General features: G+C 38.1%; 12 protein-coding genes. 8 read left to right on the top strand and 4 right to left on the bottom strand.

The features are described from left to right. Positions 1-21 precede the first annotated feature (21 nt). The 6 genes from rpsM to BM107_RS13085 all read left to right on the top strand — a co-directional run bounded on the left by rpsM (position 22) and on the right by BM107_RS13085 (position 4,252). Positions 22-399 carry a 30S ribosomal protein S13 gene (rpsM, locus tag BM107_RS13110; protein ID WP_010599886.1) on the top strand — a complete coding sequence of 126 codons (378 nt, stop codon included), beginning with the start codon at positions 22-24 and terminating at the stop codon, positions 397-399. A 148-nt stretch (positions 400-547) separates the two neighbouring features. After that, positions 548-937: a 30S ribosomal protein S11 gene (gene rpsK, locus BM107_RS13105; RefSeq protein WP_039475175.1), complete on the top strand. Its 390-nt coding sequence runs from the start codon at positions 548-550 to the stop codon at positions 935-937. Positions 938-998: 61 nt separating this feature from the next. Next, positions 999-1,607 (top strand): 30S ribosomal protein S4, encoded by a 609-nt coding sequence (gene rpsD / locus BM107_RS13100; protein ID WP_090984033.1) that lies wholly within the window; start codon positions 999-1,001, stop codon positions 1,605-1,607. An 85-nt stretch (positions 1,608-1,692) separates the two neighbouring features. Next, positions 1,693-2,685 (top strand): DNA-directed RNA polymerase subunit alpha, encoded by a 993-nt coding sequence (locus BM107_RS13095; RefSeq protein WP_090984031.1) that lies wholly within the window; start codon positions 1,693-1,695, stop codon positions 2,683-2,685. Positions 2,686-2,789: 104 nt separating this feature from the next. Then, positions 2,790-3,311 carry a 50S ribosomal protein L17 gene (rplQ, locus tag BM107_RS13090; protein WP_090984029.1) on the top strand — a complete coding sequence of 174 codons (522 nt, stop codon included), beginning with the start codon at positions 2,790-2,792 and terminating at the stop codon, positions 3,309-3,311. A gap of 86 nt (positions 3,312-3,397) precedes the next feature. Next, the gene (locus BM107_RS13085; RefSeq protein ID WP_090984027.1) at positions 3,398-4,252 is read left to right on the top strand and encodes a glycoside hydrolase domain-containing protein; all 855 of its coding nucleotides are present in this window, start codon (positions 3,398-3,400) and stop codon (positions 4,250-4,252) included. Between the two features lie 28 nt (positions 4,253-4,280). Here BM107_RS13085 and BM107_RS13080 read toward each other — a convergent pair whose 3' ends face one another. Both BM107_RS13080 and BM107_RS13075 read right to left on the bottom strand, forming a co-directional pair. After that, positions 4,281-4,913: a gluconate 2-dehydrogenase subunit 3 family protein gene (locus tag BM107_RS13080; protein ID WP_090984025.1), complete on the bottom strand. Its 633-nt coding sequence runs from the start codon at positions 4,911-4,913 to the stop codon at positions 4,281-4,283. 9 nt (positions 4,914-4,922) lie between these two features. Further along, entirely contained in the window at positions 4,923-6,659 is a 1,737-nt protein-coding gene (locus tag BM107_RS13075; protein ID WP_090984023.1) for a GMC family oxidoreductase, read from the bottom strand. A 291-nt stretch (positions 6,660-6,950) separates the two neighbouring features. On the opposite strand from BM107_RS13075, the gene BM107_RS13070 reads away from it, so the two are divergent. After that, the gene (locus BM107_RS13070; protein WP_090984021.1) at positions 6,951-8,132 is read left to right on the top strand and encodes a class I SAM-dependent methyltransferase; all 1,182 of its coding nucleotides are present in this window, start codon (positions 6,951-6,953) and stop codon (positions 8,130-8,132) included. An 80-nt stretch (positions 8,133-8,212) separates the two neighbouring features. Here BM107_RS13070 and BM107_RS13065 read toward each other — a convergent pair whose 3' ends face one another. Both BM107_RS13065 and BM107_RS13060 read right to left on the bottom strand, forming a co-directional pair. Then, complete coding sequence (locus BM107_RS13065; RefSeq protein WP_090984019.1) at positions 8,213-8,818, bottom strand: hypothetical protein; 606 nt, start codon at positions 8,816-8,818, stop codon at positions 8,213-8,215. Between the two features lie 373 nt (positions 8,819-9,191). Continuing rightward, positions 9,192-9,551: a DUF1304 domain-containing protein gene (locus tag BM107_RS13060; protein ID WP_090984017.1), complete on the bottom strand. Its 360-nt coding sequence runs from the start codon at positions 9,549-9,551 to the stop codon at positions 9,192-9,194. A gap of 492 nt (positions 9,552-10,043) precedes the next feature. On the opposite strand from BM107_RS13060, the gene dnaK reads away from it, so the two are divergent. Next, complete coding sequence (gene dnaK, locus BM107_RS13055; protein ID WP_090984225.1) at positions 10,044-11,951, top strand: molecular chaperone DnaK; 1,908 nt, start codon at positions 10,044-10,046, stop codon at positions 11,949-11,951. The last annotated feature ends 395 nt before the right edge of the window (positions 11,952-12,346 follow it).

Raw genomic sequence — 12,346 nt, 5'->3', positions numbered from 1 at the left:
TACAGCAAAACAATAATAAATATGGCAAGGATTTCAGGTATTGATTTACCAAGAAACAAAAGAGGAGAGATCGGTTTAACCTATATCTATGGTATCGGTAGAACAACTGCTCAACGTATTTTAACTACGGCAGGTATCGATTTAAACAAAAAAGTACAAGACTGGTCTGATGATGAGCTATCAGCAATCCGTACAATGATCAACGATGAGATTAAAGTAGAAGGTGCTTTACGCTCAGAAGTTCAGTTAAACATCAAACGTTTAATGGATATTGGTTGTTACCGTGGTTTACGTCACAGAAAAGGTTTACCTTCTCGTGGTCAGCGTACTAAAAACAACTCACGTACTCGTAAGGGTAAGAGAAAAACAGTTGCTAACAAGAAAAAAGCTACTAAATAATAATTGATAGATTTGAGATAATAGATGTGAGATAAACTTCATCTGCACTCAAATTTGGAATATCAGGATTAAAAAATAGGGTGGCGAGTGCCGGGCTTGTGTTAATATCTCACATCCCAATTCTCACATCTCATATCTAAAAGATAAAATGGCTAAAAGTAAAAAAGTAACAAAAAAACGTATCGTTGTAATTGAGCCTGTTGGTCAGGCGCATATCAATGCTACTTTTAACAACATCATCGTTACCTTAACAAACAACAACGGACAGACTATTTCATGGTCTTCTGCAGGTAAAATGGGCTTCAAAGGTTCTAAAAAGAACACGCCTTATGCAGCTGGTCAAGCAGCTTCAGATTGCGGTAAGGTTGCATTTGATTTAGGTTTACGTAAAGTTGAAGTATTTGTAAAAGGTCCGGGTTCAGGTCGCGAATCTGCAATCAGAACTTTACAGGTAGCAGGTCTTGAAGTAACATCTATCAAAGATATTACTCCACTTCCTCACAACGGATGTCGTCCTCCTAAAAAGAGAAGAGTTTAATTAATTTTAAAGCTAAGAATCTCCAGCTACAGGTTGGATGATACTTTAAAAACAGAAAAAAATGGCAAGATATACAGGCCCAAAATCAAAAATCGCACGTAAATTCAGAGAACCAATTTTCGGTCCTGATAAAGTGTTAGACAGAAAAAATTATCCTCCTGGCCAACATGGCGTTTCAAAAAGAAGAGGAAAACAATCTGAATATGCTATCCAGTTAATGGAGAAACAAAAAGTAAAATACACTTACGGTGTATTAGAAAAACAATTCAGTAACTTGTTTAAAAAAGCATCTTCACGTGCAGGTATCACCGGTGATAACTTACTTCAATTGTTAGAAGCACGTTTAGATAATACAGTTTACCGTTTAGGTATTTCAACAACCCGTTCTGGTGCACGCCAGTTAGTTAGCCATAAACACGTAACCGTGAATGGTGAAGTTGTAAATATTCCTTCATATCAGTTAAAAGCTGGTGATGTGGTTGCTGTTCGTGAAAAATCTAAATCTTTAGAATCAATTAGTAACTCAGTTGCAGGCAGAACAATTAACAAGTTCGCATGGTTAGAGTGGAACGCCAGTGAATTAACTGGTAAATTCTTAACCTACCCTCAACGTGATGAAATTCCTGAAAACATCAAGGAAAACTTAATCATCGAGTTGTACTCAAAGTAATCAATGAGCTAGTTAATTACCTCAAAAGGGTAATTAACTTTTTTCATGTTACTATATATTCAATAACGAATTTAAAAAAATATAAATGGCAATTTTAGCATTTCAGAAACCAGACAAAGTGATCATGCAGAAATCAACCGATTTCGATGGCACATTTGAATTTCGTCCTTTAGAGCCCGGTTTCGGTGTAACAATTGGTAATGCCTTAAGAAGAATTTTACTTTCTTCATTAGAAGGTTATGCTATTACTACTATTCGTTTTTCAGGCGTTTCTCACGAGTTTTCTACCATAAAAGGTGTTGTAGAAGATTTAACTGATATCATCTTAAACTTAAAACAAGTTCGTTTTAAGAAAACAGGTGATTCAGGTGATTCTGAAAAAGTTTTCATCATCGTTAATGGTCAAGATCAGTTTAAAGCTGGTGATATCACTAAATTCTCTAACAACTTTACAGTTTTAAACCCTGAGCATGTTATTTGCAATATGGATAAATCTGTTACTTTGGAGGTGGAATTAACCATCAATAAAGGACGTGGTTATGTACCTGCTGAAGAAAATAAAGTTGCTGATGCTGTTGTAGGTGTAATCGCAATCGATTCGATTTATACTCCGATGAAAAATGTAAAATACACGATCGAAAACTTTCGTGTTGAGCAAAAAACGGATTATGAAAAATTGGTTTTAGATATCTCTACTGACGGTTCAATTCATCCGGAAGAAGCATTAAAGGAAGCGGCTAAGATCCTTATCCAACACTTTATGTTATTCTCAGATGAGAATTTGGTATTAGAATCTCAGGCAAAAGAAGAAACCAAAGAAGTTGACGAGGAAATTTTACACATGCGTAAAATCCTTAAAACTGAATTAGTAGATATGGATCTTTCAGTTAGGGCATTAAACTGCTTAAAAGCTGCTGATATCCGTACTTTGGCTGATTTAGTTTCTTATGACGTTGCTGATATGTTGAAATTCAGGAACTTCGGTAAGAAATCTTTAACTGAGATCCAGGAATTAGTAAAATCAAAAGGTTTATCATTTGGTATGAACCTGTCTAAATTTAAATTAGACGAAGAGTAATACGCATGGCGCCATGCGCTTAGCGCAAAGCGTTGAATTAACTATTAGTTCACAGTGTATAATTCCCTCTGAGACAGAGACGGTATACACTTAATCAAAAAACAATGAGACACGGTAAAAAAGTAAACCACTTAGGTAGAACCGACAGCCACAGAAAAGCGATGTTAGCTAACATGGCTACATCACTAATTAAAGCAAAAAGAATTACTACAACTTTAGCTAAAGCTAAAGCGTTACGTACTTATGTTGAGCCATTAATCACGAAAGCGAAAAATGACACTACTCACTCACGTCGTACAGTTTTCTCTTATCTACAAGATAAAGAAGTAATCACTATTTTGTTCCGCGAAGTGGCTGAGAAAGTAGCTAACCGTCCAGGTGGTTATACTCGTATCATTAAATTAAACAATCGTCAAGGTGATAACGCTGAGATGGCTTTAATTGAATTGGTAGATTACAATACAGTTTACGGTAAAGATGTAGAAGTTAAAGAAGAGAAGAAAACGACTCGTCGTGGTAGAAGTAAAGCTGCTGCGCCTAAAGCTGCTGAAGCTAAAGCTGAAACTGCTGAAGAAGTTGCTCCTGCTGAAGAAGCTCCTGCTACTGAAGAACCAAAAGGAGAATAATTTTATTCAACTTAAGGATATTAAAGTCTTGTTCGAAAGAGCAGGACTTTTTTTTGTTATCTTGAGTGAAAATTTTAGTAACACTTATGAAGCTATTTTACAGCCTAATACTTATTTTCTTTACTTGTTTATCGTCCCTTTATGCGCAGGATTCTAACAGTTATAATTCTATTACAGTTACTGGTCAGGCCTTATTGCTCAGAGGACATAAAATAGAAATCAATGCAGATGGTTTTTTAAAACAAGTAGGTGGCGCAGGTTATTTGACTGATAGTACCGCTAAACTCCATCAAATACTTTATGAGCCTATTCATTTTCATTATTATATTGATGCGAAAAAACAACTTAAATTTTCTCCAACTGCATTCAGGTTCTTAACTGTCGGAAAAGACTCTGTTACCTGGTGGGCGCAAAGTATAACTGAGGGCCTGAAGCAGGATGTTTTTGGCAAGGCCTATGCGAATGGTGTTATTCGGTTTAAAGTGCTTGTTTCGGGCGCTCAGGTCAAATTTAATAATATCAATTTTCATATTCCTTTCAATATTGCCAATTCGAAATATCTTGGTGGATTAGGTCAAAAGAGCAATATACGTCCAGATACGGTAAAATGGAATTTACGTAATTATTCGAAGATAAAACCAGCCTTTTGGGTAGGCAATGAGTGGCGCGGACTTTATTTAAGATTGGATGATCAGCCTAATAGCAACAATAATAATTTTGTAAATGGTTGGTCAAATGAGAAAAGCGAGGGTTTTCAGATTAATGTTAAAGGGAGTTCGATGCTTTCGGATTTTACTACCGGCAGTATCGCGTTAGCTTCAGGACAAAAACTAACTTTCAATTATACTATCGTAATTTCTGAACGCGGTAATCTGAAACTACCGGTTAATTCAAAGAAGAAATTTAAGCAGTTATTATATTTAGATCTGCATACAAAATAAAAAGGAGCGATCTATTCGCTCCTTTAATTCAAATCTTTACATTCTCCATCCCATACTGTTTGAGTACATCGGCAGGAACACCAGCCCATTGGTTTGGTGCATTGCCTACATAACCAATGTCTTTTACGCCCATTTCCGTTGTGTAAAAACCGGAGGCCGTTAAATTTCTCATTCTGTTGAAAAAGGCTACGCCTGCCTGCATTTCTGGCCTGGCTTTTTTAGGGTAGGCAATTTCATCAACAATAGAGATCTGCTGATCTGCAGAGGCTTCAATAAAAGGTTTTTGAAACTTATTAAAGCTGTACACATCCAGCCATTTCAGGCCGCCACGCATAGGTGTTTTATGTTCAGGAATATCTTTTACGATAAATTCGATAAACTCTGGTACTTTGGCATCAGAAGCGCTGCCCGAAACTTCATCTTTGGGAATAATGATATCGGCCAGAACGGTGATTGTAGCCATTTCATGTTTAGTGAAAAAAGTCTCTGATTTCAGATTTTTATCACGGTCCAACTCCCATTGTTCCCTGCCTGCTTCTTTCGTACTTTCCTCAGGTGCAGCAACGTCTGTTTTTGCTTCGGGCTGTTTACAAGCCTCAAGCAATACAGTAGTACTAATGGCGGTTAAACCTAGTGCTTTTAGTGAATCACGTCTGTTCATATGATAAGGCTAAATGTTCTGTTTTTTCTTTTGAGCTAAAATATATTCTGCTGTACGCATAGATAGTGCTAAGATGGTCCAGGTGGCATTTTTATCACCTTGCTGTACAAACGGTCCGGCATCTACCACAAACAAATTTTTACAATCATGGGCCTGGCAATATTTGTTCAGTGCCGATTTTTTAGGATCATCGCCCATGCGTATGGTACCTACCTCGTGGATGATTTTTCCGGGATTGAGTAAACCATAATTGGTATCTGCACCCTGGATCTCGGAGGTTACCACTGCACCCATTTCTTTCATAATCGAAAGAAAGGTTTCCTGCATGTGTTTTGCCTGTAGAATTTCATCTTTATCCCATTTGTAGTTAAACCTTAAAACCGGAATTCCATATTTATCTACCGTATTGGGGTCTATTTCGCAGTAGTTGCTTTCTCTGGCAATTGCGGTACCACGGCCGGCCATTCCAACACCAGTGCCATAAAACCTGCGATAATCATCTTTTAATGATTTTCCGTAACCTCCGGCTTCTTTCATTTTACCATCTCTGCCAGGTACCATGCCATTCATTTGAGCCACACCGCCACCAAAACCATATGCAGGCATGCCCATTCCTCCCCAATATTCAATGTGATAACCACGTGGGAAGTTAAGTTTACGATTATCCAACCACCATGGCGAATAAATGTGTACACTCCCTACACCATCTTCATTATAACGTTTCCGATCCATTAACTGCGGCAAAAAGCCCGAAACACTCGCCCCTGTAGAATCGTGCAGGTATTTGCCCACTACACCACTGCTGTTGGCCAGGCCATTTGGGTGTGAAGTTGACTTGGAATTTAATAATATACGGGCTGACTCACAGGCGCTGGCACCTAAAATAACCAGTTTGCCGTTTACCTGATATTCCTGTAAATCCTTACGGTTTACATAAGAAACACCTTTTGCGGTACCATCCTTGTCCGTAATCACTTCACGTACCATTGCATCGGTAATCACGGTCAGGTTTCCGGTTTTCACCGCTGGGTTTACCAAGCATGATGAGGATGAAAAATCGCCGTAAACTTTACAGCTTCTGCCACACTGCCCACAGTAAAAACAAGGTGCGCGATCATTGTTGTTGGGTAAAGCTTCTGTTAATACAGACCCGCGACCGGTAATTACCCTGACACCGGCTTTTTCTGCTCCTTTTTTGATAAAAAGTTCGTTTAACCTTGGTTTAGGCGGTTTCATAAAAATGCCGTCAGGTTCATTTTCTAAGCCTTCTGCTGTTCCATAAATACCGATCATTCGGTCAACTTTATCATAAAAGGGTTTTACATCAGCATAGGTTATCGGCCATGCATCAGTTAAGCCATCTTTAGGCTTAAAATCGTCGGGACCCATCCGTAAAGAAATCCTGCCCCAGTGGTTGGTACGGCCACCGAGCATGCGCGAACGGAACCATTCGAATTCACTTTTGTTCTTTTGGGTATAAGGCTCGCCTTCTAATTCCCAACCACCATATGATGCATCAAAATCACCAAATGGACGAACGGTTCCTGCACCACGACGTGGTGATTCCCATGGCCATTTTAATTGATGTGAATCTAATCGCGGATCAAAATTTTGACCAGCCTCGAGCATTAAAACCTTTTGACCGGCATGCGCCAGCACATAGGCCGCCATCCCGCCACCGGCACCTGATCCAACAATAATGGCATCGTACACGGTTGGCGATTTTTTTATCTGAAAGTCACTCATGTATTGTGATTTGCTATTTAAATACCCTAATCTAAAGTTTAATTTTTTGAAAAAAAAGTGTTCCGCTACTTTGGAATCAATATAGATAATGGTGTTGTGGCTTGTTCCTAAATCGTATTATGTGATTCGTTTTATTTAAATCAATATTAACGATTTTATGGTTGAAGATAACAGTCCATATTACATTTTGCCTCTTCCATCTTTTTAATATGGTCGCTCTATTGTTACATTGTTCATTATGTGTTCAGCTCCGGATAAACTTGATTATCTTTGCATCTCAAATCCATTTAAGTGTTAGCAAATATCAACTCATTTATTGCCGCTTTAAAAGCCAGCTTAGAAGAAGAAAGTTTTGTGAAAATTTCTTTAGGGAACTATAAAGGGGAAGAGGAAGCCTTAAAACAATTGCTGATCCGTAAGGTGATCATCAAGCGTGAAGATAAATTGGCTGTTACCTATCGTTACAAAACACGCGACGTGGTAAAAAACTATGCTATCGATGAGGCTATTGATTTAATTAAGGGTTACCTGACGACCGGATTTAAAATAGCTACCCTGTTTACCACCGAAAACGACCTGATCTTGGAAGAGCTGAACAATGGAAAATTGGTATTACGTAAAGGTAAAGCTTCGAGTGTGGGAGTGCCGTCTGCCAGTCATGACAAAGAAAAAGCCAGGTTGATCAAACCGGATTCAAAATCATACTTAGCTGAACTAAAGATTACCGATGCAGAAGGTAAGGTTTTTAAAAATGCACAGGATAAATTCAGGCAAATTAACCATTACATTGAAATTTTAAGCACGCTGATAAAAGAGCTGCCGGAAGGAGCCATCAAAAAGGTTGCTGATATGGGCTCGGGTAAGGGTTATTTAACCTTTGCGCTGTATGATTATTTACATTCTGTTTTAAAATTAGAAAGCGACGTGATTGGAGTAGAGTATAGGCAGGATATGGTTGACTTATGTAACCAGGTTGCGGTAAAATCTGCTTTCAATAAATTGAATTTTGTACAAGGCACTATTGAAGATTATCATGCAGAGGATGTAAACCTCTTAATTGCATTACATGCCTGTGATACCGCAACAGACGATGCCATCTATAAAGGAATTAAAGCCAATGCCGACCTGATTGTGGCTGCACCCTGTTGCCATAAACAGATCCGCAGGGAAATTGAACAACACAAAGTGAAGAATGATATTTCTTTTTTGACCAAATACGGTATTTTTTTAGAGCGTCAGGCCGAAATGGTTACTGATGGCATACGTGCGCTGATTTTAGAATATTTTGGCTATAAAACGAAGGTATTTGAATTTATTTCTGATGCGCATACGCCTAAAAATGTGCTCGTGGTTGGGGTGAAGGGCAAAGCGCTAAGCGCAGAGCGGAAAGCGGAAGTTTTAGGGAAAATTAAAGCGAGTAAAGAATACTTTGGAATTGGTTATCATCATTTGGAACGCTTGCTGGCATTGTAGTTTAATCGCAAGGACACGGATTTTTTATTGAATGGCTCATAAAGAATACGAGCCATCTTTGGTATACGTAGCAGCTGGAATTATTTAAATCTTAAAGCGTTAAAAATATTAGGGGTGATATATTTTTTAAGATTTTCCATTTCATCGGTTAAGATAAACGTATAGGCATCAGCAATGTCTTCTTTATGTATGGCAACTACCATGCAGAATTTGTAGTCTTTGCCGAAATTTTTGGTTGGCGTAACTATAGTGAAAAATCCTGCGTCGGCATTAAAATCCTTTTTTACAGCTGGATTCGGAAACTGTTGGATAGAAGGCGGTTTATTAGATCCGCCGGCTATGTTCATTGCTATTGCCATAAGTGTAGCTGATAGCATAGTATTTGGATTTATCCTAATTTCTCCTTCTTTTTTTGTTTCCAACCATTTTTTGTACTCTTTTACCCTTTCGGTTAAAGAACGTATAGCATATCTGATTTCTATGTGTTTTGAAGTATCAATAACTGCATATTCATATAGCATAGCTGAATTTTTGATAGGTTCTGTTTTTACAAAACCCTTAGGTTGATCTAGCATTAAGTTATTGTCGCTGATTATTTTTTCAAAACTTTCGGCAGGTTTGGTGTCCTGAGATTTTGCTACATGAATGATCCCAAAGAATGCGATTGCGATAAAATATTTCTTCATTTTGATTTTTGGTTTGTGAAATGATGTAGAACTGAAGAGATTTCCACAAAGAGTATGTATAAAAAGTGATTAAACATATTCCCAAAGTAAAAACAGGCTCTTTTCCTGTTTTTAAGAAGCTCAACTAATTTTTTCATAGTTGTACCAGACGATGTTTGTGTAAAAACAGATAATCAAAATATTTTTTACCATATAAGACATACGAGCGCATACAGGTTTAGAGCGTCATCGCGATTTTTCAGGCAAGAGCTCTGATGATATTCCGAATGAAGCCATTCTATGGAGAGTTTGTCAACGGTAACTTATTTCTAAATCTAATTACCTATATTGGTTTTCGGTCGGTACGACGCCGACCGATATATTTAATTCGTAATTATAGATGTAATAAGATAAGCGCCACCAATGCCGGGATTGATTGCACATACAAAATTTTCTTGCTCGCCGTTGCGGCACCATAAATACCCGCAATAATTACGCAGCATAGAAAAAATATAGCTACGTACATTTTCCATTGATGATCATTTATGCATAACGACCAGATTAAACCCGCTGCTAAAAAGCCATTATATAAGCCCTGATTAGCAGCCAATGTTTTTGTTGGTACGAATAAGTCTTTAGGAATGGTTTTAAATACCTGTGGTGCTTTGGTTGTCCACGCAAACATTTCTAACCAAAGAATATAAACGTGGATGAAGGCGACTAAGCCAATTACGATTTGAGCTGCTATTTGCATTTTTTTGGTGATTAAAAGGATTTTAGGTGATTACACAGATTTAAATGAGTGTACCGATTGATTGTAATTTAAAGATATAAAACTTTGAGGGCTTTTATATGATCACTTACTATTTCTGCTGTGTTTTTATGACCGAAGCCTAAAAACGCTGTTCAATAAACCCGATAATAGCGAACACGAGTGAAACGAAGTAAAGCGGTTAGCGGGGCAGGTGCTCCCGACAAGATTCAAACGCTCATTTTCAAATCACTTAAAATATCTTCTATTTAAGCTTTAGTTTTTCTGCTTCACCTTTGGTCTTTAGCCTCGCTTAAATCCATCTTCCATCCCGCATATTCCATCGTTTTCTGTCATGCTGTCAGTATCAAATAGGATCGTTTTTTACATTTTATCAGTCTTTTGTCCATATTATCTGCCAAAAACCAATTGGCACAAGCATTGTTTAATAGCAGTAGAAATTATAATACTTTAAAAAGAGAAAATAAAAATACAATGGGAAAAATTATTGGAATAGACTTAGGAACAACAAACTCTTGCGTGAGCGTAATGGAGGGCAATGAGCCTGTAGTTATCGCAAATAGTGAGGGTAAACGTACTACACCGTCTATTGTTGCTTTTGCAGAAAACGGTGAGCGTAAAGTTGGCGAGCCTGCTAAACGTCAGGCTATAACCAACCCAACAAAAACGATATATTCAATTAAACGCTTTATGGGTAGCAGCTACGACGAAAGTGCGAAAGAGGCTGGACGCGTACCTTATAAAGTTGTAAAAGGTGATAACAACACTCCACGTGTTGAAATCGACGACAGAAAATACACTCCACAAGAGATTTCTGCAATGATTTTGCAGAAAATGAAAAAAACTGCTGAAGATTTCTTAGGACAAGAAGTTACAGAAGCAGTAATTACAGTACCTGCTTATTTTAATGATGCACAGCGCCAGGCGACTAAAGAAGCTGGTGAGATTGCAGGTTTATCTGTAAAACGTATCATTAACGAGCCAACTGCAGCTGCTTTAGCTTATGGCTTGGATAAAGCACACAAAGACATGAAAATTGTGGTGTTTGACTGTGGTGGTGGTACTCATGACGTGTCTGTATTGGAATTGGGTGATGGCGTTTTCGAGGTAAAATCTACTGATGGTGATACTCACTTAGGTGGTGATGACTTTGACCATATCATTATCGATTGGTTAACTCAGGAATTTAAATCAGAAAACAGCATGGACCTTTCTAAAGATCCAATGGCGTTACAACGTTTAAAAGAAGCTGCTGAAAAAGCTAAAATTGAGTTATCTAGCACAACTTCTACTGAAATTAACTTACCGTATATTACTGCTGACGCCAGCGGTCCTAAACACTTGGTACGTACCTTATCCCGTGCTAAGTTTGAGCAATTGGCTGATAGCTTAATCAAACGTACGATTGACCCTTGTAAATCTGCTTTGAAAAATGCTGGTTTAAGTACAGGCGATATCGACGAAATTATCCTGGTAGGTGGTTCTACACGTATTCCTGCTATTCAGGAAGCGGTTAAAGCTTTCTTCGGTAAAGAGCCAAGTAAAGGTGTTAACCCTGATGAGGTTGTAGCAATCGGTGCTGCTATTCAAGGTGGTGTATTAACTGGTGATGTTAAAGATGTATTGTTATTAGACGTTACTCCTTTATCATTAGGTATTGAGACTATGGGTGGTGTAATGACTAAATTAATCGAGTCTAATACAACAATCCCAACTAAAAAATCGGAAACTTTCTCCACTGCAGCTGATAACCAGCCTTCAGTAGAAATCCACATTTTGCAAGGTGAGCGTCCGATGGCTGCTCAAAACCGTACAATTGGTCGTTTCATTTTAGATGGTATTCCACCAGCACCTCGTGGTGTGCCTCAGGTAGAAGTATCATTTGATATTGATGCCAATGGTATCTTACACGTAAGTGCAAAAGATAAAGCGACTGGTAAAGAGCAAAAAATCCGCATCGAAGCATCTTCTGGTTTAACTGATGCTGAGATCAAAAAAATGAAAGAAGAAGCTGAAGCTAATGCTGCAGATGATGCGAAGCAAAAAGAAGAGGCTGATAAAATTAACGGCGCTGATGCTTTAATTTTCTCTACTGAGAAACAATTGAAAGAGTTTGGTGATAAATTATCTGCTGATAAAAAAGCGCCAATTGAAGCTGGTTTAGAGAAATTGAAAGCAGCACACTCATCACGTAACTTTGCAGATATTGATGCAGCTTCGGCTGAATTACAAGCTGCCTGGAACGTGGCATCGGAAGAAATGTACAAAGCTGGCGAGCAGCCTCAGGGTGGTGAACAACCACAAGCGGAAGGACAAGCTCAAGGTGGCGATAACGTTACTGACGTTGATTTTGAAGAAGTAAAAGAAGACGATAAGAAATAGTCTTGATTCTGAAGTCCCGAGTCGTTAGTCTTGGGAGCATAAAATAAAAGCGTTCCTGATTAAGTTCAGGGACGCTTTTTTGGTATCAATGGCGTTTGTTTAACTTCTATGTTCTCATATGGCTTATAGAACTGAATTCGATTGAAAATCCAGTTTTAAAGGCCCCTGTAAGATATTTTCAATTCAAAGTCGTCACCCTGAATTCATTTCAGGGTCTTTCATGCTAAAAAGATGCTGAAATAAATTCAGCATGACGAATCGAGCTAAATTAACGGGGTTGCCATTGCTATCATGTTAGGCAAGATTTGCAATCTTGACAGAATGAGTTGTTGATTTAATCCATTTGGAATTATCGCAAGATGTAAAAACCAATTGAATTAAGTCTAAAAAATACT

The sequence above is a fragment of the Pedobacter suwonensis genome (genome assembly GCF_900111825.1).
In the GTDB taxonomy this organism is placed as follows: domain Bacteria; phylum Bacteroidota; class Bacteroidia; order Sphingobacteriales; family Sphingobacteriaceae; genus Pedobacter; species Pedobacter suwonensis.
This window is presented reverse-complemented; position numbering and strand designations above follow the sequence as displayed.